The sequence below is a fragment of the Bradyrhizobium sp. P2_E8 genome (assembly GCF_056403875.1).
In genome coordinates this window covers 1-21553 of record NZ_JBFUES010000015.1, presented here as the reverse complement: position 1 = coordinate 21553, position 21553 = coordinate 1, and the positions used below count along the sequence as shown (strand labels likewise).

21 protein-coding genes are annotated in these 21553 nt (G+C 63.9%); 10 read left to right on the top strand and 11 right to left on the bottom strand.

Annotation, left to right across the window (positions count from 1 at the left end; genetic code table 11):
* From AC1D00_RS01930 to AC1D00_RS01910, 5 genes are all read right to left on the bottom strand, one after another.
* Window positions 1-596: NAD-dependent epimerase/dehydratase family protein (locus AC1D00_RS01930; RefSeq protein WP_477009461.1), on the bottom strand; the 596-nt coding region annotated here is incomplete at its 3' end.
* Between the two features lie 64 nt (window positions 597-660).
* Window positions 661-1584: a carbohydrate ABC transporter permease gene (locus tag AC1D00_RS01925; RefSeq protein ID WP_027543147.1), complete on the bottom strand. Its 924-nt coding sequence runs from the start codon at window positions 1582-1584 to the stop codon at window positions 661-663.
* Window positions 1577-2527 (bottom strand): carbohydrate ABC transporter permease, encoded by a 951-nt coding sequence (locus tag AC1D00_RS01920; protein ID WP_027543148.1) that lies wholly within the window; start codon window positions 2525-2527, stop codon window positions 1577-1579. Before AC1D00_RS01920 ends, AC1D00_RS01925 begins: the two co-directional genes overlap by 8 nt.
* Window positions 2528-2591: 64 nt before the next feature.
* Window positions 2592-3911: an ABC transporter substrate-binding protein gene (locus AC1D00_RS01915; RefSeq protein ID WP_135173836.1), complete on the bottom strand. Its 1320-nt coding sequence runs from the start codon at window positions 3909-3911 to the stop codon at window positions 2592-2594.
* 42 nt (window positions 3912-3953) lie between these two features.
* On the bottom strand, window positions 3954-5021 hold the full coding sequence (locus AC1D00_RS01910) for an ABC transporter ATP-binding protein (protein WP_404555527.1): 1068 nt from the start codon (window positions 5019-5021) through the stop codon (window positions 3954-3956).
* A 200-nt stretch (window positions 5022-5221) separates the two neighbouring features.
* Between AC1D00_RS01910 and gntR the strand changes: the two genes are divergently transcribed.
* The 8 genes from gntR (at window position 5222) to AC1D00_RS01870 (ending at window position 12927) form a co-directional block, all read left to right on the top strand.
* The gene (gene gntR, locus AC1D00_RS01905; RefSeq protein WP_167770663.1) at window positions 5222-6322 is read left to right on the top strand and encodes an HTH-type transcriptional regulator GntR; all 1101 of its coding nucleotides are present in this window, start codon (window positions 5222-5224) and stop codon (window positions 6320-6322) included.
* Window positions 6323-6454: 132 nt separating this feature from the next.
* A complete protein-coding gene (locus AC1D00_RS01900) occupies window positions 6455-8284 on the top strand; it encodes an IlvD/Edd family dehydratase (RefSeq protein ID WP_135173839.1) in 1830 nt (609 codons plus the stop codon).
* Between the two features lie 115 nt (window positions 8285-8399).
* The gene (locus AC1D00_RS01895) at window positions 8400-9131 is read left to right on the top strand and encodes an SDR family oxidoreductase (RefSeq protein WP_027543153.1); all 732 of its coding nucleotides are present in this window, start codon (window positions 8400-8402) and stop codon (window positions 9129-9131) included.
* Window positions 9132-9254: 123 nt separating this feature from the next.
* Complete coding sequence (locus AC1D00_RS01890; protein WP_404555525.1) at window positions 9255-10001, top strand: SDR family NAD(P)-dependent oxidoreductase; 747 nt, start codon at window positions 9255-9257, stop codon at window positions 9999-10001.
* A 69-nt stretch (window positions 10002-10070) separates the two neighbouring features.
* Window positions 10071-11204, top strand: a complete 1134-nt coding sequence (locus AC1D00_RS01885; RefSeq protein ID WP_477009460.1) for a serine hydrolase domain-containing protein — start codon at window positions 10071-10073, stop codon at window positions 11202-11204.
* A gap of 3 nt (window positions 11205-11207) precedes the next feature.
* Window positions 11208-11600 carry a GFA family protein gene (locus AC1D00_RS01880; RefSeq protein ID WP_477009459.1) on the top strand — a complete coding sequence of 131 codons (393 nt, stop codon included), beginning with the start codon at window positions 11208-11210 and terminating at the stop codon, window positions 11598-11600.
* A 151-nt stretch (window positions 11601-11751) separates the two neighbouring features.
* Window positions 11752-12432, top strand: coding sequence for a site-2 protease family protein (locus AC1D00_RS01875; protein WP_135173844.1), 681 nt, complete (start codon window positions 11752-11754; stop codon window positions 12430-12432).
* Between the two features lie 72 nt (window positions 12433-12504).
* Entirely contained in the window at window positions 12505-12927 is a 423-nt protein-coding gene (locus tag AC1D00_RS01870) for a hypothetical protein (RefSeq protein ID WP_135174109.1), read from the top strand.
* Here AC1D00_RS01870 and AC1D00_RS01865 read toward each other — a convergent pair.
* The 6 genes from AC1D00_RS01865 to AC1D00_RS01840 form a co-directional block, all read right to left on the bottom strand.
* Window positions 12915-13742, bottom strand: coding sequence for a TonB family protein (locus tag AC1D00_RS01865; RefSeq protein WP_135173845.1), 828 nt, complete (start codon window positions 13740-13742; stop codon window positions 12915-12917). The two genes, AC1D00_RS01870 and AC1D00_RS01865, sit on opposite strands and share 13 nt — an antisense overlap.
* Window positions 13743-13760: 18 nt before the next feature.
* Window positions 13761-14225, bottom strand: a complete 465-nt coding sequence (exbD, locus tag AC1D00_RS01860; protein ID WP_477009458.1) for a TonB system transport protein ExbD — start codon at window positions 14223-14225, stop codon at window positions 13761-13763.
* Between the two features lie 3 nt (window positions 14226-14228).
* Window positions 14229-15209 (bottom strand): tonB-system energizer ExbB, encoded by a 981-nt coding sequence (gene exbB / locus AC1D00_RS01855; RefSeq protein WP_477009457.1) that lies wholly within the window; start codon window positions 15207-15209, stop codon window positions 14229-14231.
* A complete protein-coding gene (locus tag AC1D00_RS01850) occupies window positions 15206-15895 on the bottom strand; it encodes a Fe2+-dependent dioxygenase (RefSeq protein ID WP_477009456.1) in 690 nt (229 codons plus the stop codon). The genes exbB and AC1D00_RS01850 overlap by 4 nt, the downstream gene beginning before the upstream one ends.
* A 2-nt stretch (window positions 15896-15897) precedes the next feature.
* Entirely contained in the window at window positions 15898-18297 is a 2400-nt protein-coding gene (locus tag AC1D00_RS01845) for a TonB-dependent receptor (protein ID WP_477009462.1), read from the bottom strand.
* Window positions 18298-18524: 227 nt separating this feature from the next.
* Window positions 18525-18764, bottom strand: coding sequence for a hypothetical protein (locus tag AC1D00_RS01840; protein WP_027543164.1), 240 nt, complete (start codon window positions 18762-18764; stop codon window positions 18525-18527).
* Window positions 18765-19162: 398 nt separating this feature from the next.
* On the opposite strand from AC1D00_RS01840, the gene AC1D00_RS01835 reads away from it, so the two are divergent.
* Entirely contained in the window at window positions 19163-20335 is a 1173-nt protein-coding gene (locus AC1D00_RS01835) for an efflux RND transporter periplasmic adaptor subunit (protein WP_477009455.1), read from the top strand.
* The coding region (locus AC1D00_RS01830; RefSeq protein ID WP_477009454.1) for an efflux RND transporter permease subunit at window positions 20332-21553 on the top strand (1222 nt) is incomplete at its 3' end. The genes AC1D00_RS01835 and AC1D00_RS01830, both read left to right, overlap by 4 nt.

Below are 21553 nucleotides of genomic sequence, written 5' to 3'. Positions count from 1 at the left end.
CGCAGGATGTTGGAAAAGAAGCCCGATGCCGCTTTGTTGGGCAGGCCGGGCCGGATGCAGATGGTCGGCAGGCGGATGCCGATGCCGTCGAGGAAGCCGCGGCGGGAATAGTCGGCCAGCAGCAGTTCGCCGATCGCTTTCTGGGTGCCGTAGCTGAGCAGCGGCGTGTGGAAGAACTCGTCGCCGATCGCATCCGGGAACGGGGCACCGAACACAGCGATCGAGGACGTGAACACCACGCGCGGCTTGTAGCCRCCGCCGACGAGGCGAATGGCGTCGAGCAGCATTCGCGTGCCGTCGAGATTGATGCGGTAGCCCTTGTCGAAATCGAGTTCGGCCTCGCCCGAGACGATCGCGGCGAGATGGAAGATCGCGTCCGGGCGTCCGGCGATCAGCTTTTCGGCCGCGCCCGGTACGGCGAAATCCCCCGACACCGTCTCGACCGGAAAACCGGCCTTCTCCGGCTTCTTGGGCTCGACCACGTCGTGCATGGTCAGCTTGGTGATCTCGCTCTTGCCGAGCCGGCCGTCGCGCAACAGCCGTTCACAGAATTTGCGGCCGACCATGCCGGCGGCGCCCAGAACCAGAATGTGCAAGAGCCTACTCCTTCTTATTGGCCGGAACGCGCCGCTCCTGACGCGCCCTCGGCAAGCCCCGCGATCATTCCTTCACGGCGCCGGTCATCGCCGACACATAGTGCTCCACGAAGAAGGCGTAAAGGATGACGAGCGGCAGCGAGCCGGCCAGCGCCCCCGCCATCAGCGAACCCCAGCGGTAGATGTCGCCATCCACGAACTCGTTGACGATCGCGACCGGCACGGTCTTGTTGCTGGTCGATTGCAGGAAGGTCAGCGCGTAGATGAACTCGTTCCAGCACAGGGTGAAGCAGAAGATGAAGGCCGAGATCAGGCCCGGGATTGCGAGCGGCACGACGATCTTGATCAGGATCTGCCAACGGCTCGCTCCGTCGATCAGCGCGCATTCCTCGAGCTCGAAGGGGATGGTCTTGAAATAGCCCATCAGCAGCCAGGTCGAGAACGGGATCAGGATCGTCGGATAGGTCAAGATCAGCGCCAGCGGCGAGTCGAAAAGGCCGTACTGATACACGACGGTGGCGAGCGGGATGAACAGGATCGAAGGCGGCACGAGATAGGCAAGGAAGATCAGCCCGCCGACGAGATTGGCGCCCTTGTAACGCAACCGCACGATGGCGTAGGCCGCGAACACCGATGCGATGATCGAGAGCACCGTGGCGCAGATCGCCACGTACATCGTGTTCCAGAGCCAATGCGGATAGTAGCTCTCGAACAGCAGCTTGTAGAAGTGCTTGAACGTCGGATTCCAGGTCCAGAACGGATTGAACCTGTCGAGATCGAGCAGCTGCTCGTCCGGCTTCACCGAGGTCAGCGCCATCCAGTAGAACGGGAACAGCAGGACCACGACGATGATCGTGAGCGGCAGATAGAGCGTCACCATGCGTCGCGGCACGGACTGGAGATAGCTCATGCCCTCGCTGTGATCGGCGCGCGTCGGCGCCGATAGCACGGACTTGAGATCGACTTTCGAGGCAGGAAGATCAGTCATTGCTTTCTCCCTGTTGCCACTTGCGACGCTGCAGGCCGAACCAGGAGACCATGATCGCGGCGAGCAGGAACGGAATCATGGCGCTCGAGATCGCGGCGCCCTCGCCGAGCTGTCCCGCGATGATCGCGCGCTGATAGGACAGCGTCGCCATCAGGTGGGTCGCATTGACCGGGCCGCCGCGCGTCATCGCCCAGATCAGCTGGAAGTCGGTGAAGGTGAACAGCACCGAGAAAGTCATCACCACTGCAATGATCGGCGTCAGCAGCGGATAGGTAATGAAGCGGAAATTCTGCCAGCGCGTGGCGCCGTCCAGAGTCGCGGCTTCATAGAGCGAGGGCGATACCGTTTGCAGGCCGGCGAGCAGCGTGATCGCCACGAACGGCACGCCGCGCCAGATATTCGCGAAGATAACGCAGATCCTCGCCCAGGTGGTATCCCCGAGGAAATTGATGTTCTGGCTGATCAACCCGAGATGCCGCAACGACCATGAGATGATGGAAAACTGAGAGTCGAATATCCACCAGAACGCCAGCGCGGAGAGCACCGTGGGCACGATGAAGGGGATCAGTACGGCTGCGCGCAGCAGCGCCTTGAACGGCATGTGCTCGTTCAGCAGCAGCGCGAGATAGAGCCCGACCGCGAATTTAACGGCGCTGGCGACGAAGGTGTAGAGCAGCGTGTTGAACACCGACAGCCAGAAGATGGAATCGTCCCAGAGCCATTCGTAGTTCTCGGTGCCGATGAAGTGCCCGACGCGGCCGATGCGGGTATCGGTGAAGGACAGCCAGATACCGAGCCCGAGCGGATAGGCCAGGAAGAAGATCAGGAATGCCATGGCCGGCACCATGAACCAGAAGCCGAGCCAGTTGCGGTTGTGTTTGAGTTGGTCCCAGGCGCCTTGAATCTGCGGCTTGGCGCGGGGAGCAACTGCGATATCGGCCATGCTCGGATCCCTGATCGGAGTGTTGATGAGTGGGTGGCCGGCGAGACCACCCACTCCGCGACGGCTAACGATAGATGCGCTTCAACTGGCGCTCGGCTTCCGCCATTGAGCCCTTCACATCCTTGGTGCCGGTGCAATAGTTGGCGAACATGTCGACGACGATGAAGTCGGCGATTGCGGTTGCCGCCTTCTCGCCCACGGTGCCGATGCCCGAGGCCGGCAACGTACGCTTGGACGCCTGCGCGAACACGGCGTTCTTGGGATCCGCAGTCCAGACCGGCGCCGTCTCATAGGCGTTCAAGGTCTGCGTCAGATAGCCCTGCGCACCGCTCAACCACTTCTCGTAGTTCTCCTTTTCCAGCATGAAGGCGATGAAGGCCTTCGCTGCGTTCGGATATTTGGTGAAGTTGAACGCGAGGATGGGCAGCGCAAGCTGCAATTCGGTCGGCTTGCCGATCGGACCCACCGGCCACAGGGCGTGATAGGTGTCCTCGGTCAGCTCCTTCTTGCTCGGATCGGTCTTGGCCCCCACGTAGATCGAGATGCCGTTGGCCGTGCAATAGAGTTCGCCAGCCAGGTACGCCTTGTTGTTGGAGGAATCGTTCCATGACGGCGTACCCGGGATGAAGGTCTCGTAAAGCGCCTTGCAATACTCCAGCGCCTTCGCCGTCTCCGGCGAATTGATGATGACCTTGTCGTTCTGGTCGACCGTGTAGGCGCCGTGCCCCCACAGCACCCAGTGCAGCCACGAATTGCCGTCGCCCGACGCGTGACCGAGAGCGAAGCCGGCCGGGGTGTTGTTCGCCTTGAGGGCCTTGCACATCTCAAGGAAGCCGGGGAAATCCTTCGGGAACTCCTTGAAGCCCGCCTTGTCGAGTGCCGACTTGCGGTAGGTCATGTAACCGCCGTTGGTCGCCACGGGGATGCCGAGCCAGTCGTCGCCGAGCTTGCAGGTCTTGGCGGCCGCATCAGTCCAGCCGCCATACTTCTTGCCGAGATAATCGGCGACGTCGTTCATCTTGAGCACTTTGGTGGGGAAGAGTTGCGGCAGCGTGTGCAAGCCCCAGGCGAGATCGAGCCCGGAGCCGGTATTGGCCGCAACGGAGGCCTTCGGCTGCACGTCCTCGAAAGACTCGCTGAACACGTTCATCTCGGTGCCGGTCGCGGTCTTGAACGCCGCGACCATGGCGTTGAATGCTTCGTCCTCCTGCGGCACGAAGCGCTTCCAGCGCATCACCGTCAGCTTGGCGCCGGACTCCGCCTTCCACGGCGAGTCCGCCGCCCAAGCCCTTGCGAAGTCGAACAGTGCCGGCCCGGTCAGTGCGCCGGTGGCAGCCAGAGCCGTTCCGCCTTGAAGCAGAGCCCGGCGGGTAAAGTCTTGCATGTCGTCCTCCCTGTGATGCTTTTTCTTGTCTTACGTCTTGGGCTACGCGTTGAGGCGCTTGCCGGTCGCCTCGTCGAACAAGTGAACCACCGACGGATCGGGCCTCAGCCGGACCTTGTCGCCCGGGTTGAACTGGTGACGCTCGCGGAAGACGGCGACGACCTGCTCGCCGCCGAGCTTTGCGAACACCTGGGTTTCCGAGCCGGTCGGCTCGACCACGACGATCTCGGCCTCCGCGCCGTCGTCGGCGATGGTGAAATGCTCGGGCCGGACACCAAAGACCACGGGACGGCCGTCGGACCCCGCCGGCGCACTCCTGAGCGGCAGCTTGACGCCGTTCGGCCCTTCGAAGATCGCAGCGCCGTTGACGCGCACATGCCCCTTGAGGAAGTTCATGGCCGGCGAGCCGATGAAGCCGGCGACGAACTGGTTTTCGGGTTTGTCGTAGAGCTCGAGCGGCGTGCCCATCTGCTCGACGATGCCGTCATGCATGACGACGATCTTGTCGGCCATGGTCATGGCCTCGATCTGGTCGTGTGTGACGTAGACGGTCGTGGTCTTGAGCCGCTGATGCAGCTCCTTGATCTCGGTGCGCATGGCGACGCGCAGCTTGGCGTCGAGGTTCGACAAGGGCTCGTCGAACAGGAAGACCTGCGGATCGCGCACGATGGCGCGGCCCATGGCGACGCGCTGGCGCTGACCGCCGGAGAGCTGGCGCGGATAGCGCTCGAGCAGCGGCGACAGCGCGAGGATCTCGGCGGCGCGCTTGACGCGCTTGTTGATCTCGTCGGAACTCGCGTTCCGCAGCTTCAGCGAGAAGCCCATGTTCTCGCCGACGGTCATATGCGGATAGAGCGCGTAGTTCTGGAACACCATCGCAATGTCCCGCTCCTTGGGCTGGACATTGTTGACGACGCGGTCGCCGATCGAGATCGTGCCGGAGGTGATGTTCTCGAGGCCTGCGAGCATGCGCAGGAGCGTCGACTTGCCGCAGCCGGAGGGACCGACCAGGACCACGAACTGGCCGTCCTCGATCGGGATCGAGACGCCGTGCAGGACTTCAAAGTTGCCGAACGATTTCCGCACGTCGCGGATTTGCACAGACGACATCTAGCTCCCTCCTCGAAAGTCCACGGCGCCTCGCGCCGTGACCGTCTTGTTTTTTCTGAACTTCGCCGAACGAAGCCCGGTCTTAACAGGCGACATTGTCGGCAGTTTGTGCGGTTTTGGCAATTTGTCTTTGGTTAGTCGTTGCTGGTAGCGCTGTCAACGTTCCTTTGTTTGCGACAATGACTGTGTTAAGAGCAGCAATGGGTCGAAAACGCACCAAGTCAGGCAAAATCCGGCTGGCGGAAGTCGCCGAGCTTGCTGGCGTCAGCCCGATCACGGCGTCCCGCTTCTTCCGTAATCCCGAGGCGCTCTCGGTCGCCAAGCGGACGCGGGTCGAGAGCGCGGCCAAGGAGCTCGGCTATGTGCCGAACCTGGCGGCACGCGCGCTCGCCTCGCAACGCACCGAGGTGATCGGTGTCTTGATTCCGTCACTGACCAACAACGTATTTTCCGACGTGCTGCGCGGCATCTATGACGCCTCCGAAGGCGGCCGTTACTCGATCCAGCTGTCCAACACCCGCTACAGCATCCTCCAGGAGGAGAAGCTGCTGCGCCTGTTTCTTGCGCAGAAGCCGGCCGGGCTGATCGTTACCGGCATCGACCAGACCGAGGAATCGCGCGCGATGCTGGAGGCGGCCGACTGCCCGATCGTGCAGATCATGGAGATCGGCCCCAATCCGGTCGACATGATGATCGGCTTTTCCCACTATGAGGCAGCGCGCGCAGCGATTGCCCACCTGTTCGGGCAAGGTCACCGCAAGGTCGGATTCGTCGGCGCGCGCATGGACCCGCGGGTGCAGCGGCGGCTGGACGGCTACGTCTCGGCCATGAAGGACGCCTCCCTGTTCGAGCAACGCCTCGTCGTCACGACCGCGACGCCGACATCCGTGACGCTCGGCGGCGCCCTGTTCACCGACCTCCTGGCACGCGAGCCCGACCTCGATGCGGTGTTCTGCGCCAACGACGACCTCGCGCTCGGCGTGCTGTTCGAATGCCGGCGCCGGGAGATCGCAGTCCCCGAGCAGATCGCCATCGTCGGCTTCAACGACCTCGAATTCATGGCCTCCGCCGTCCCCACACTCACCAGCGTGCGCACCAACCGCTACGAGATGGGCAGGACGGCTGCCACCATGCTGATCGAGGCGATCGACGGACGGCGCCCGGAGCAGCCGGTGCTCGATCTCGGCTTCAAGGTAATCGAGCGGCAAAGCTCGTCGGCGCGGCGTTCGGACAGCAGGCCGGCCGCGTCAGGTGCGGGCACGGCGAACAAAATGGTAGCGTTACCAAGTAGCCATGACTAATATCGGAATTGTGAGGAAACGCCCCGCCAGCGGGAAGGCAGATCATCGCTCGCGCCGCTGGGCATCGCACAAGCCGACACCCCAAAACTGACGAAGACCGACGCCAGTGCGTTTGCATTGCAGGAGAACCCGATGACAAAAAGGCCAACCAATGGGCACGCGCCCGCCGGCAACGGCGCCCGCCGCCACCTTCGCTCGCAGGAATGGTTCAACAACCCGCATAATCCGGGCATGACCGCGCTCTATATGGAGCGCTATCTGAACTACGGCCTCACCCGCGCCGAGCTGCAGTCCGGCAAGCCGATCATCGGCATCGCCCAGACCGGCAACGACCTCTCCCCTTGCAACCGCCACCATATCGAACTCGCCCACCGCGTCCGCGAAGGCATCCGCGAGGCCGGCGGCATTGCGATGGAATTCCCGACCCATCCGATCCAGGAGACCGGCAAGCGGCCGACCGCCGCTCTGGACCGTAACCTTGCCTATCTCGGCCTCGTCGAAATCCTCTACGGCTATCCGCTCGACGGCGTGGTGCTGACCACCGGCTGCGACAAAACCACGCCGGCCTGCATGATGGCGGCGGCGACCGTGAACCTGCCCGCGATCGTGCTGTCGGGCGGCCCGATGCTGAACGGCTGGCATGCCGGCGAGCGCACCGGCTCCGGCACCATCGTCTGGAAGTCGCGCGAGCGGCTCGCCGCCGGCGAGATCGACTATGAAGAGTTCATGGAGATCGTGGCGTCCTCGGCGCCCTCGGTCGGCCATTGCAACACCATGGGCACCGCCTCGACCATGAACGGCCTTGCCGAAGCGCTCGGCTTCTCGCTGCCGGGCTGTGCGGCGATCCCCGCCCCCTATCGCGAGCGCGGCCAGATCTCCTACGAGACCGGAAAACGCATCGTCGAGATGGTCTGGGAGGACCTCAAGCCCTCGGACATCCTGACCCGCAAGGCGTTCGAGAACTGCATCGTGATCAACTCTGCGATCGGCGGCTCGACCAACGCGCCGATCCACATCAACGCGCTGGCGCGTCACATCGGCGTCGAGCTGTCGATCGACGACTGGCAGAAGGTCGGCCACGACGTGCCGCTGCTGGTCAACATGCAGCCGGCCGGCTTCTATCTCGGCGAGGAATTCCACCGCGCCGGCGGCGTGCCGGCCGTGGTGCGCGAATTGATGAAGCACAAGCGCATCCATGAGGACGCCCTCACCGTCAACGGCCGCGGCATCGGCGAGAATTGCAAGAACGCGCCGGTCCCCGACAACGATGTGATCTGGGCCTACGACAAGCCGATGGTGAAGGACGCCGGCTTCCTGGTGCTGAAGGGCAATCTGTTCGATTCCGCGATCATGAAGACCAGCGTGATCTCCAAGGAATTCCGCGACCGCTATCTCAGCAACCCGAAGGACCTCAACGCCTTCGAAGGCCGCGCCATCGTGTTCGAGGGTCCGGAGGATTATCACGCGCGGATCGACGATTCCTCGCTCGATATCGACGAGCGCTGCGTGCTGTTCATCCGCGGCACCGGGCCGATCGGCTATCCCGGCGGCGCCGAGGTCGTGAACATGCAGCCGCCGGCGGCCCTGATCAAGCGCGGCATCCACTCCCTGCCCTGCATCGGCGACGGCCGGCAGTCGGGCACCTCGGGCTCGCCCTCGATCCTCAACGCCTCGCCCGAAGCCGCGGCCAATGGCGGCCTCGCGATCCTCAAGACCGGCGACAAGGTCCGCATCGACCTCAACAAGGGCAGCGCCAACATCCTGATCTCGGACGAGGAGCTGAAGCAGCGCCACGCCGAGCTCAAGGCCAATGGCGGCTTCAAGCATCCGCCGAACCAGACGCCGTGGCAGGAGATCTACCGCAACACCGTCGGCCAGCAATCGACCGGCGCCTGCATGGAGCTCGCCACCCGTTACCAGAACGTCGCCGGCGCGTTTGGCGTGGCGCGGGATAATCACTGAGTTAGGCACACGTAGCCCGGGTGAGCGAAGCGACACCCGGGACGTCCGCTCCCGGATGTCGCGCKTGCGCGCTCATCCGGGCTACGGCACCGAGCAAATCGAGGAGAACAAGAAAATGGCAGACCGCCTCAAGGGAAAGCGCGCCGTCATCACGGCTGCGGCAGCAGGCATCGGGCGCGCATGCGCGATCGCATTCGCGCGTGAAGGCGCAACCGTCATCGCCACCGACATCAACGAGGCCGGCATCGCGGGCCTGACGAAGGAAGGCATCGCCGAGGTCGCCAAGCTCGACGTCCGCAACACCGCCGACGTCAATGCCTTCGCCAAGCGCGTCGGCAAGATCGACATTCTGCTCAATGCGGCGGGCTTCGTGCACCACGGCACCATCCTGGAGTGTTCGGAAGAGGATTTTGATTTCTCGTTCGACCTCAACGTCAAGTCGATGCACCGGACCATCAAGGCGTTCCTGCCCGAGATGCTGGCGGGCGGCGGCGGCAGCATCGTCAACATCTCGTCCTGCGCCGCGCTGCGGCCGCCGGCCAACCGCTACGTCTACAGCTCTTCGAAGGCGGCGGTGTCGCTGCTGACGCGCGCGGTGGCGCTCGACTTCATCACCAAGGGCATCCGCTGCAACTCGATCTGCCCCGGCACCGTCGAGACGCCCTCGATGCTCGACCGCGCCGCCGCGCAAGGGCCGCAGGGCAAGGAGATGTTCGTCTCCCGCCAGAAGATGGGCCGGCTCGGCACCGCCGACGAAATCGCGTCCATGGCGGTCTATCTCGGCAGTGACGAGAGCGCATTCACCACCGGCGTCGACCTCGTCGTCGACGGCGGCTACATGCTCTGATCACTCCTCATCCAGAGGAGGCGCGACAGCGCCGTCTCGAGGGATGGGCCACGGGCTTCATGATTCGAGACGCGCGCCAAGTGCGCGCTCCTCACCATGAGGGATAGATAGAGGGATTTGTCGATGAACAAGATCGATCTCAACGGCCGCGTCGCCGTCGTCACCGGCGGCGCGCAGGGCTTTGGCCGCGCCATCGTTCAGCGCTTCGCCGCCTCCGGCGCCAAGGTCGCGATCTGGGATTTCGACGCCGCACTGGCCGAGAAGGCGGCCAAGGAGATCGGCAGCGAGACCAAGGTCTTCAAGGTCGACGTCACCGACACCGCAGCCGTCGAGCAGGCGCGCGATGCGACGCTGGCCGCCTTCGGCAAGATCGACATCCTGGTCAACAATGCCGGCATCGCCGGCGTCAACAAGCCGGTCTGGGAGACCGACCTCGAGGAATGGCGCAAGGTGCTGCGCATCAACCTCGACGGCCCTTTCATCGTCTGCAAGGCGATCGTGCCGGCGATGCTCAAGCAGAAATACGGGCGGATCGTGAACATCGCCTCGATCGCCGGCAAGGAAGGCAATCCCAACGCCTCGCACTATTCGGCGTCCAAGGCCGGACTGATCGCGCTGACGAAATCGCTCGGCAAGGAGCTCGCCGCGCATGACATCCTCGTCAATGCGGTGACGCCGGCGGCCGCGAAGACCGCGATCTTCGACCAGATGACGCAGCAGCATATCGACTTCATGCTGTCGAAAATCCCAAAGGGTCGCTTCGTGCTGGTGGAAGAGCTCGCCGCGATGGTGAGCTGGCTCGCATCCGAAGATTGTGCCTTCTCCACCGGCGCGGTGTTTGATATTTCCGGCGGACGGGCGACCTACTGAAGCAGTGGCCGCCCCTGGAAAGGGCGGACCATGCGGCTTGGTCGTCGGGATTTTGGGCGTCGGGATTTCGTGAAGCTCGCAGCGGGCGCAGGCGCGCTGCCGCTGCTGTCATCGACGACACTCGCGCAACTCGCGCCCAACCCGCCGAGCATCCGCCCGCCCTCGCCGGCCGAGCGCGGCGCCATGGCACGGCTCGCGCACAGCTTCATGGACAAGTACGGCGTGCCGGCGCTGTCCTTCGCGATCGGCTATGCCGGCAACRTTGTCCATGAGGACGCCTTCGGCCTTGCCGATATCGAGCGGAACGAGGCCGTGACGACGCGGCATCTGTTCCGGATCGCCAGCGTCAGCAAGACGATCACCTCGGTCACGATCTTCCGCCTGGTCGAGGAGAACCRCCTCAAGCTGACGGATCGCGTGTTCGGCCCGGGCGCGCTGCTCGGCACCGATTACGGACAGTCGCCGTACTCTGACGGCATCGACCAGATCACGCTCGAACATCTGCTGACCCACACCGCCGGCGGCTGGAGCAACGACAACCGCGACCCCATGTTCACCCACCCGCGGATGGATCATGCCGAGCTGATCGCCTGGACGCTCGCCAACCGGCCGCTGGACCAGCCGCCGGGCCAGCGCTACGCCTATTCCAATTTCGGCTATTGCCTGCTCGGCCGCGTGATCGAGAAGCTCACCGGCCAGCCCTATGCCGAGCATGTCCGCACCGACGTGCTTGCGCGCTGCAGCGTCACCGACATGACGATTGCGGGCAACACGCGTGAGCAGCGCCAGGCCGGCGAAGTCGTCTATTACGGTCAGGGCGAAAATCCCTACGGCATGAATGTCCGGCGGACGGATTCCCATGGCGGCTGGATCGCGACGCCGTCGGATCTCGTACAATTCCTGATGCATGTGGACGGCTATACGAGGCCGGCGAACATCCTGCGGCCGCGCACCATAGAGGTCATGACCACCGCGCCCAGCTACAGCCCGGACTACGCCAAGGGTTTTTGCGTCAACAAGTCAGGCAATTGGTGGCACAATGGCAGCCTGCCGGGCACGAGCACGATTGCCGTGCGCACCCATGGCGGCTTCTGCTGGGCCGCCTTCACCAACACCAGGCGCAGGAATTCCGACATGGATCGCGATCTCGACAATCTCAACTGGAACATGGCGCGCCAGGTCGGCGAATGGCGAGTGGCCTGAGCCATGATCCGGGAAGGTGGATGCCTGTGCGGCGCGGTGCGGTTCAAGGCGGAGGGCGAGCCGCTCAACGTCCGCATCTGCCATTGCCGCTTGTGCCAGAAGGCGATGGGCTCGCCCTATTTTGCTCGCGCGCAGTTCGATCAACGCGCGCTGACCGTCGAGGGCGACACCGCGCGTTATGCGTCGTCCGAGAATATCGACCGCGTGTTCTGCAAGCGCTGCGGCACGCGGCTGTTCGCTTGGCGCCGCAACGGCACGCTGGCCGGTGTGGCACTCACCACCTTCGACGACCGCAACGCCTTTACGCCGACCGAGCACATCTGGGTCTCGGAAAAGCTCGCCTGGCTGAGGCTCGACGATGGTCTCACGCAATATCAGACGACGATCCCGGCGTGAATTTGTTCCGGCGCGGCGGCTGCGGGCCTCGCCGGTCAATTGCAGCGTGGCATTTCAGAATCGGCCACCCTATGTTCAGGGCAAGCGTCGCTGTACCGCCGGTTTGGCCGGACGGCTGCAAGGCCGCAGGCACAACCGGGACGGACGAGCCGTGAACATTTCTTTCTATGACCTGTCGGTGTGGGTGCTGCCGCTCGTGCTCGCCATCACCTTCCACGAGGCCGCGCACGCCTTCGTCGCGCATCGGCTTGGCGACAACACGGCCTGGCAGCTCGGCCGCGTCAGCTTCAACCCGATCCGCCACATCGACCCGTTCGGTACCCTGATCCTGCCGGCAATGCTGCTGTTTGCGCATTCGCCGTTCCTGTTCGGCTATGCCAAGCCGGTGCCGGTGAATTTTCGCAACCTCAACAACCCCAGGCTCGACATGGTCTGGGTGGCCCTTGCCGGGCCCGCCACCAACATCCTGCTGGCGCTCGCCGCGGCCCTCGCCGTCCACGCCCTGCCCTGGGTCCCCGCCAGTTCGGCGCACTGGATCGTCGACAACCTCAAGAACGCGATCCTCATCAACGCGATCCTGGCCGTGTTCAACATGATGCCGATCCCGCCGCTCGATGGCGGGCGCGTCGCGGTCGGGCTGCTGCCGCGGCCGCTCGCCCTGCCGCTGGCCCGGCTCGAGCCGTTCGGTATGCTGATCCTGATCGGCCTGTTGATCCTGCTGCCGCTTGCGGGCTCGCAGTTCGGTCTAAATCTTGATGTTATTTCAGCAATACTGCGAACGTTGACCGGTTATGTGATTCAAGCTGTTCTCTTCCTGACCGGCAACGCGTAGTTGAACAACGACACCCGAACACAACGAACACAAGCCGAAGGGCCAGAGGCCGACTTGGTCAAAGCTGCCGATATGCTGATCGCGCGACGCGCCGACACCCGAGCCCGTGCCGATTTTGCCACCTGGAAGATGATGGCCAAGCTCAACGGCTCGTCCGCGCTGCCACCGGAAGCCCAGGAGTTCCTCGCGAGCTACAAGAACCTGCTGGCGCGGATGAGCGAGGGCGAGGCCACCGAAGCCACCATCGGCGCGATCTACAGGGCCTATTATGCCGAGATGGGGGGCGCGGGAGCTCCGCCCGACGTCCGCCCCCGCCCGGCAGAGCCGGCGGCGGACAATGTTACCGCTTTCCGCCGTCCGGCACCGAAGCCGAAGACGACCAGCTTCTTCAGGGCTGGCACGGCCGCTGGAGCCCAGAAACGGCCCCTTCCGGTGGCGCTGATCTTCGCCTGCCTGGTCGTGGTCTATGTCGGCATCCGGCTCTACTGGCGCTGAGCCGTCTTCTTCTTTTTCTTCTCGTCCGGCGGCTTGAACTTGATCTCGACGGTGCGTTCGAAGCGATCCTCGATCAGCTCGGTAGGCGGCACCGGGAATGGATCTGACTTGTGGACCATGGAGATCGCAGCGGCATCGTAAGCCGCATCTCCGGACGACTCCACGACGTCGACCGAAACCACGTTTCCTCGTCGATTGAGCGCGAAGCTCACCTTTGCAACCTGGTTCCTGGGCTCCTTGCCCTCCGGATTGACCTTGTGCGCCGCGAGGTGCGCGCTGATCTTGCGGTTCCAATCGGCCGTCAGCTTCAGGAGGTCCTTGCCGATGCCAAGAACCGGCGCCATGGCCTTCTCGGCCTCGCGCGTGGCGTCTTCAAAGGTTTGCCGGTCCATGGCAATCGACTTCTGCGATGCCTCCATGGCCGGCGTTTCGACGGCGGCCACCTTCGGATCGTCGTCCTGTTCCTTCTTCGCCTTGTTTTCGCTGACGAGGCGATCGGGATCCTCGGCCTGTTGCGGCCGATCCTGGGGAAGCTCCGTCTCTTTCAGCTCGGCCTTTTGCTCGGGCAGCGCCGGGCGCTCTTCCTGCTCCTCAGAGTCTGTGGGCCCGGGCGCCCTGTCGGACTCCTGAGCCGGCGGCGATGTCATCTCGACCGCGAACTCGGCCCCCGCGGCGCCCAACCCCTCGTCGCCATCGTCGGCCCGCAAGTTCGCGAGCGCGAGCGCGGCCCCGCCCAAATGGAGCGCGAGCGCCGCGACCGCCGCCAAAATCCAAAGCCTCCTGGCTGGTCTGGGTTCGAGTTCGACGTCAGGCATAGCAGTTCCTTGGCGCCTCTAAGGCTGTGCAGCGCCCGCCGCAGGTGCTCCCGCCGCCGCGGGAGGCCCCTCGAGCGCGACCAGTTTCACCCGCGTGTAACCGCCGGAGCGCAGCAGCTCCATGACGCCCATCAACTCGCCATAGGGCACGGAGCGATCGGCACGCAGGAAGACGTACTTGTCCTTGCTCATGTCGGACATGCTGTCGAGGGTCGCGATCAAATCGGCCCGGTGGACGGAATCCTCTCCGATGGCAAGCCCCAGGTCGCGCTTGATGCTGAGATAGGTCGGCTTGTCCGGCTTCTTCTGCGGCGTCGAGCTCGACGTCGGCAAATCGATCGGCAGATCGACGGTCGAGAGCGGAGCTGCGACCATGAAGATGATCAGCAGCACCAGGATGACGTCGATGAACGGCGTGACGTTGATGTCATGCGTTTCCGAGAAGTCGTCGTCGTCATCATTGTCTGCGAGCGAAACGGCCATGGTTCACTCCGCCGCGCGTGAATGCAGGCTGCCGTGGCTGCGGTCGAGGTCGCGCGAGAGCAGCCGCCCCGCCGCGCCCGAGGCACGGCTGACGAGCTCGAGATAGCCCTTCGTCAAGCGCGAGAAGTGATTGTAGATGATGACCGCGGGAATGGCGGCGACGAGGCCGATTGCGGTGGCGAGGAGCGCCTCGGCGATGCCGGGCGCGACCACGGCGAGGTTCGTGGTCTGCGACTTCGAGATGCCGATGAAGSYGTTCATGATGCCCCAGACCGTGCCRAACAGGCCGACGAASGGCGMMGTGGMGCCGATGGTCGCGAGCACGCCCATGCCGATGCGGATGCGCCGCGCCTCCGCGCGCACGATCTCGGAAAAGCTCGAGGTTGCGCGCTCCTTGATGCCGGCATCGCTGGACAGGCCGGCCGACATCCGCGCCTCGCGCAGCGCCGCCGCCAGGAAGGACGGCAGGATGCCCTCCTTGGTGCCGAGCGCCATCTGCGCTTCCGCGAGCGAGCGTGCCTCCGAGATCTTCCGCAGTGCCGAACGAAGCCTGCCGGACGCGACCGACAGCTCGATCGACTTGGCGATGAGCACGGTCCAGGTCACGATCGAAGCGAAGGCGAGCCCGATCATCACCGCCTTCACGATGACGTCCGCCGACATGAACATCACCCAGGGCGACAATTCCTTCATGGCCGGCGCGGCAGCGGATGCCGTGTCGGGCTTCGCAGACGCCGGGGCGATGGCTGCGGGGGACGCCGTCGGTGCCGCGGGAGCGGTCGCCGTCGAGGCCGCAGGCGCCGGGGCGGCAGGCGCGGTCGTCGATGATGCCGCGGGGGCCGGGCTGGCCGGAGCCGGCCGGGCCATGGACGGTGCCGGGGCCGCAGGCGGGGTTTGTGTCTGGGCAGAAACAGGGGATGCGAGCCAGGCGGCCGCCAGCATCAAAGCTGCGGTAAGGCTTGCTTGGAAGGACATGATCTTCATACTTCGGCCCAGTAGCGAATGAGGTTGTGATAGATACCCGTCAATTTGACCGTTTCGGGATCGTCACGCCCGAGCCGTTCCACCAGCGCCTGTATCGCGGTGTCGAGGTCAAAGATCATGCTCCGGGCTTGATCGTCCCGTATCATGCTCTGAAGCCAGAAGAAAGACGCAACCCGCGTTCCCCGGGTCACCGGCGTCACGAGATGCAGGCTGGTCGAGGGATAGAGCACGCAGTCGCCGGCTGGCAACTTGACTTCGTGCGAGCCGTAGGTGTCCTCGATCACAAGTTCGCCACCGTCGTACTCGTCCGGCTCGGCGAGGAACAGCGTGACCGACAGGTCTGTGCGGATGCGAAGGCCCGTCAGGCGGTCGCCGCGGATCGCATTGTCGACATGCAGGCCGAAATGGTGGCCGCTGGTCGCCGCATAGCGGTTGAACAGCGGCGGGAAGATCTGGAGCGGGATCGCCGCCGCGATGAAGCGCGGGTTCGACGTCAGCGCCGAGATGATACGGTTGCCGAGCTTGCGCGCGACCTCGCTGTCCGGCGGCAATTGCTCGTTGCGCTTGACCGTGGCCGACTGCGACCCAGCGGTGGAGCGGCCGTCCTCCCATTCGCTGGCGTCCATGATGCGGCGGAAATCCGCCACATCATCCTTGCTGAGAACGCCAGGCAGGCACGTCAACATGATCAGAACTTCGCCGTTGTCACGAGATAGAATGCCCTGCCCGGTGCGACCGCGACGAACGGCACGGCGCTACGATAGAGCGTGTCGTAGTAGAGCTTGTTGGTGAGGTTCTGGGCGTAGAACTTCATGGTCCAGTTCTGGTCGATCTTCTTCTCGACGAACGCGTCGAAGCGCCAGTAGCTCGGCAGTTCGTTGCCAGTGTTCGCCGCAAACGTGCCGCCGTAGACCTTGGAGCGGTACACCGCCTGGCCGCCGAGCTCCCAACCGCCGTCGAACTTGTACTTGGTCAGCATGCTGAACGACTGGTGGGCAACGTTGGCAAGCTGCAGCCCCAGATTGGAGGCGATGCCGCTCTGCGTGACTTTGGATTGCATCAGCACCAGGCCGCCGAAAATGCTCCAGCGATCCGTGATCTTGCCCTCGGCCTCGATGTCGATGCCCTGGATTCTGTACGCTGCGCCCGAAGTGAGCAGGCCGTTGACGGTCTCGCGCGCGTTGTCCTTCGTGGTCTGGAACAGCGCGCCGGTCACCAGGAGATGGCGATCCGCCAGCTCCCACTTGGTGCCGATTTCGGCCGCCTTGTTGCGCTCGGGCCCAAGCAGAACAGTCGTGTTTGCCGGAATGCCACCGTAATCGGTGGCGGTCGCATCGAGCTCCGATCCGAACGGATTGGCCGAGGTCGCGTAGGCCGCATAGACGCTGCCGATCGACATCGGCTTGTAGACCAGGCCGACGTTGTAATTGACGAGATCGTTGTTCTGCTTGAGGTAGGCCGAGTTCGTGGACGAGCTCTGGCTGTAGCCGTCATAGCGCACGCCACCATTGACGATGATCGTGTCCTGCCAGTTCGCGGTGTCCATGACATAGACACTGCTGGTGTTGACGCCGTAGCGCGTCGGGTTTCCGGCGAGCCCCGGAATGCCGAAGGGAATGTTGGTGTATTGCGGGGAGTAGAGATTGACCCCCGTGACGGCACCACTGCTGGTGAAGGGGCTCCCGGCCAGTTCCGACGCGAGGCCGGCGTAGCGGTCGATCGAGATGTTCTCGTTCGAATATTCGACGCCGAACACTGCGGTATGCTTGACCCCGCCGCTGTCGAGCTTGAACGTGGCCTCGTTCTGGTTGGCCCACACGTCCACGTTCTGGTAGCGGCTCTGCGCGCTCGCCGTCGTGGTCCAGAGCAGCGGATTGGGGCTGGTCGTGTTCGGGTTCTGCGGCAGCGTGCCGATATAGTTCAGCAGCGAGTGCTCGCCGCGCACCTTGCTGGTCAGCGTGATGGCCTCGTTGACCTTGTACTCGATCGTGCCGGTGCCGAAATCCTGCCGTGCGGTCTGGAAGTCGCGGTTCAGGAAGCCGTACCAGTTTCCGCGCGGAATGCCGGCCGACGTCACCGGAACGTTGCCCTGCTTGTAATAAGGTACGCCGAAATCAGGATAGCCGCTGAGGTCGGTGTGAACGTAGTTCGTGGTGATCTTGATGTCGTTGGTCGGGGTGTACCTGGTCGAGATGAAGGTACCCCAGCGATTGTCGGTCACATAGTCGCGGCCCGCGACGTTGGCGTCCTGGAACAGGCCGCCCGTGCGCACCGAGAACGTGGGATCGACGACCTGGTTGACGTCGAGCGTGACGCGCTTGGTCCTGTCGGTGCCGAACTCGGTATCCATCCGCTTGAAGTTGACGTCGCCCGCCTGCTTGGTGACGWTGTTGATGGCGCCGCCGGCGGTGCCGCGGCCGGCATAGGAGGACGCCGGACCGCGCAGGATCTCGATCTGCTCGGTGAAAAAGTTCTCGCGGATCGAGACCGCAGGATCGCGGATGCCGTCGATGAAGACGTCGTTGCGCGCGTCGAAGCCGCGGATGAAGAAGCGGTCGCCGAACGCATTGCCGCCCTCGCCCGATCCCAGCGTCACGCCGGCGGTCGAGCGCCCGATCTCCTTCAGCGTCGTGGCGTTCTTGTCCTCGAGCACTTCCTTGCTGAGCACCGTGATGGTCTTCGGCGTGTTCAACATCGGCTCGGGAAACTTGCCCGAGGCCTGGACGTGGTCGACCTTGTAGGGCGCGACCGGATCGGAATAGGGATTCCGGTCCGCTTCGCCGGCCGGTGCCGCGGGAGCGGCCTGCTGGGCCTGCTGCCGCTGCGCGGTGCGGCGAAGCGCGTTGCGCGCGCGGACCTGATCCGGCGTGGGCTTCGAGGCCGTCGGGCGCGGACGCTGGACCGGAGCATCGACCGTCACCGGCGGCAGGTTCGACTGCTGCGCCTCGGCGCCGCTCGACACCGACGCCGCCGCGATCAGGCTCGCAACTGCCGAAACCTTCTTGCCGGAAATGCCCGCGGACTTCTCATCCACCGGATTGAATGCTGCCACCGAACGCAACGACTTCGGTGCGACCACCTGCCCCATTACAACACGCCCCATCTTCATATCCGCTCATTCACTTCGATGAGCGATTGGGCTGTTGGTATCGACGGCAAAATAGTGGGTCAATGCGGGCAAGCCGCGAGAACGCTTGAATAAGTCCAGATCAAAACGATTCTAATCTACAGTTTCAAACGGTTCTAAACAGAGATTGGAGTCGTTCTAAAGCGAGCGCGAAAAAAGCAGCTAAATCGGCGATCGCGCTCGCAGCGTCAATCACTGCTCGGCGGCTTCATCAGCGAGAACAATTCGTCGACAGTCTTGTGCGCGACGGCACGCACGCGATCGGTGCTGTCCATGCCGGCGATGTTGACGCCATTCACCACGGCCTTGATCTCGTCGCGGAAGTCGGTGAGGAAGCGCAAGGGATCGCGCTGCTCGTTGGCGACGCGGGCGATCAATCCCGTGATCAGAATCTGACACGCGATCAGCTTGCCGTTCAATTCGTCCATCCTGCGCTCCCGTTGTGACGCGCCGATATGAACGATGCGAATTTTCCTGACAACCGAAACACCGCCCGCGCGATTTAGAACCGTTCTCGGAAAGCGCTCGCCCCACCGCTTTTGGCCGGCCGTGTGCCGGCCTTGCACCCAACTCGCCGCGCCCGCCCACACCGGTTGCGAGCATTGCCTCATTTCTGCACGCTGATCGCTCGCGCAGGGAAAATGCAGCACTGCACACCGGCGCGCCAGAGGGTTGCCTAACGGGTGCAAAGCTTTCCGATTGTTTAGGATTCTCAACCGATAGTGCTGTTTACACTGGAACTTGGCGTGTATTATACAAGCGCCCTGGAACCCTATGATTGCCCGATAATTCGTAGCTGAGGGCACAAGAGCCGACACGAGCCGATATGAAAACAACACGGCCGATCCTCTGGATTCTGATCATCGCGGCCGTGGCCTCCGCGGGTTACTATGGTTGGCAGAAATTCGGTTCGCCAGACCCCGGAAAAACCCAGACGGCACAAARGGGTCCGCCCCGCGCGTCGGCCGTTCCTGTGAGCGTTGCGCCGGTCCAGAAAGTCGACTTCCCGGTCTACCTGACCGGCCTCGGCACGGTTCAGGGTTTCAACACCGTCCAGGTCCKGCCCCGGGTCGACGGCCAGATCGACAAGATCGCCTTCACCGAAGGCCAGATCGCCAAAGAGGGCGAGCTTCTGGTCTCGATCGATCCCCGCCCCTATCAAGCCGCGCTCGACCAGGCCAAGGCCAAGAAGGCACAGGACGAGGCGAATCTGGCGAACGCCAATCTCGAGCTCCAGCGCGCCATGAAGCTCGGCGAATTCGCCACCGCGCAGCGGGTCGACACCCAGCGCTCCACCGTCGCCCAGCTCACCGCCCAGATCGCCGCCGACGACGCCGCGATCTCCAATGCCCAGACCCAGCTGGACTACACCCAGATCAAGGCGCCGATCAGCGGGGTCGCCGGCCTGCGCCAGGTCGACGTCGGCAACATCGTCAATGCCGCGACGCAGACCGGCATCGTCACGATCTCGCAGGTCGAGCCGATCTCCGTGATCTTCACGGCGCCGGAAGATCAGCTCGCCTATATCAGCGAGGGCCAGAAGGCCGGGGCGCTCAAGGTCATCGCGTTCACCACCGACGGCAAGAAGACGCTGGCCGAGGGCAAGCTCGCCGTCATCAACAACCAGGTCGACACGACCAGCGGGACTATCCGGCTCAAGGCGGTGTTCGACAACAAGGACCACACGCTGTGGCCGGGACAGTCGGTCTCGACGCGGCTTCTGGTGCGGACGCTGAAGGATGCGACCGTGGTCCCGGATGACGCGGTTCAGCATTCGACCAGCGGTCTCTACGCCTATACCGTCAACCGGGACAACAAGGCCGAAGTGCGCAAGATCAAGGTCAGCTACGCGATCGACGGACGTTCGGTCGTCGACGAAGGCCTCACGCCCGGGCAGCAGGTGATCACGGGCGGTCAATTCAAGGTGCAGCCCGGAAGCCTCGTCTCGACGGCGGTGGCGAGTTCGGACCCGGCCCAGAACAAGGTACGACAGGAATGACCGAGGGCGGGATTTCGGCACCTTTCATCCGTTATCCCATCGGCACCTCGCTGCTGATGGCCGGCATCCTCTTTGTCGGTCTCGTCGCCTATCCCCTGCTTCCGGTCGCACCGCTGCCGCAGGTCGACTTCCCGACCATCCAGATCACCGCCAACCTGCCGGGCGGCAGCCCCGAGACCATGGCCTCGTCGGTGGCCCAGCCGCTGGAACGCCAGTTCGCCCAGATCCCCGGCATCGCCCAGATGACCTCGACGAGCTATCTGGGCACCGCGTCGATCACCATCCAGTTCGACCTCAACCGCAATATCGACGGCGCTGCCAATGACGTGCAGGGTGCGATCAACGCCGCCAGTGGCCAACTGCCGAAAAATCTTCCCTCGCCGCCGACCTACCGCAAGGTCAACCCGGCCGATGCACCGGTCCTGCTGCTGTCGGCGACCTCGGAGACGCTGCCCCTGACAACCGTCAGCGACGCCGTCGACGCCCAGCTCGCCCAGCAGATCAGCCAGCTCGCCGGCGTCGCGCAGGTGTTCATCGGCGGCCAGCAGAAGCCGTCCATCCGCATTCAGATCGACCCCGCGAAACTCGTCGCCAAGGGCCTGTCGATGGAGGACGTGCGCAGCCAGATCGCGATCACCACCGTCGACAGCCCGAAGGGCAATATCGACGGCGACAAGCGTGCCTACACGATCTACGCCAACGACCAGCTGACCCAGTCCAAGGACTGGAACGACGTCATCATCGCCTATCGCAACGGCGGCCCGTTGCGGATCCGCGACATCGGCCAGGCGGTCAGCGGCGCTGAAGATGCCAAGCAGGCGGCCTGGGCCAACGGCAAGCGCGGCGTGTTCCTGGTGATATTCAAGCAGCCAGGCGCCAACGTCATCGAGACCGTGGACCGGATCAAGGCGACCCTGCCCCGCCTCGTGGCGGCGATTCCGCCCGCGATCAAGATCGAGCTCATCAGCGACCGCACCACGACCATCCGCGCCGCGGTCGAGGACGTCCAGTTCACGCTGCTGCTGACCATCGCCCTCGTGGTCATGGTCATCTTCATCTTCCTGCGCAGCTTCTGGGCGACCGTCATTCCCACCGTCACGGTTCCGCTGGCGCTGCTGGGCGCGTGCGCCCTGATGTGGGTCGTCGGCTATTCACTCGACAATCTGTCGCTGATGGCACTCACGATCGCGGTCGGATTCGTCGTCGACGACGCCATCG

What these genes read in the sequence shown, in the direction of transcription:
- AC1D00_RS01925 (WP_027543147.1), bottom strand. Translation starts at nt 1,584, where the DNA reads ATGACTGATCTTCCTGCCTCGAAAGTCGATCTCAAGTCCGTGCTATCG.
- AC1D00_RS01920 (WP_027543148.1), bottom strand. Translation starts at nt 2,527, where the DNA reads ATGGCCGATATCGCAGTTGCTCCCCGCGCCAAGCCGCAGATTCAAGGC.
- AC1D00_RS01915 (WP_135173836.1), bottom strand. Translation starts at nt 3,911, where the DNA reads ATGCAAGACTTTACCCGCCGGGCTCTGCTTCAAGGCGGAACGGCTCTG.
- AC1D00_RS01910 (WP_404555527.1), bottom strand. Translation starts at nt 5,021, where the DNA reads ATGTCGTCTGTGCAAATCCGCGACGTGCGGAAATCGTTCGGCAACTTT.
- gntR (WP_167770663.1), top strand. Translation starts at nt 5,222, where the DNA reads ATGGGTCGAAAACGCACCAAGTCAGGCAAAATCCGGCTGGCGGAAGTC.
- AC1D00_RS01900 (WP_135173839.1), top strand. Translation starts at nt 6,455, where the DNA reads ATGACAAAAAGGCCAACCAATGGGCACGCGCCCGCCGGCAACGGCGCC.
- AC1D00_RS01895 (WP_027543153.1), top strand. Translation starts at nt 8,400, where the DNA reads ATGGCAGACCGCCTCAAGGGAAAGCGCGCCGTCATCACGGCTGCGGCA.
- AC1D00_RS01890 (WP_404555525.1), top strand. Translation starts at nt 9,255, where the DNA reads ATGAACAAGATCGATCTCAACGGCCGCGTCGCCGTCGTCACCGGCGGC.
- AC1D00_RS01880 (WP_477009459.1), top strand. Translation starts at nt 11,208, where the DNA reads ATGATCCGGGAAGGTGGATGCCTGTGCGGCGCGGTGCGGTTCAAGGCG.
- AC1D00_RS01870 (WP_135174109.1), top strand. Translation starts at nt 12,505, where the DNA reads ATGCTGATCGCGCGACGCGCCGACACCCGAGCCCGTGCCGATTTTGCC.
- AC1D00_RS01865 (WP_135173845.1), bottom strand. Translation starts at nt 13,742, where the DNA reads ATGCCTGACGTCGAACTCGAACCCAGACCAGCCAGGAGGCTTTGGATT.
- exbD (WP_477009458.1), bottom strand. Translation starts at nt 14,225, where the DNA reads ATGGCCGTTTCGCTCGCAGACAATGATGACGACGACGACTTCTCGGAA.
- AC1D00_RS01850 (WP_477009456.1), bottom strand. Translation starts at nt 15,895, where the DNA reads ATGTTGACGTGCCTGCCTGGCGTTCTCAGCAAGGATGATGTGGCGGAT.
- AC1D00_RS01840 (WP_027543164.1), bottom strand. Translation starts at nt 18,764, where the DNA reads ATGGACGAATTGAACGGCAAGCTGATCGCGTGTCAGATTCTGATCACG.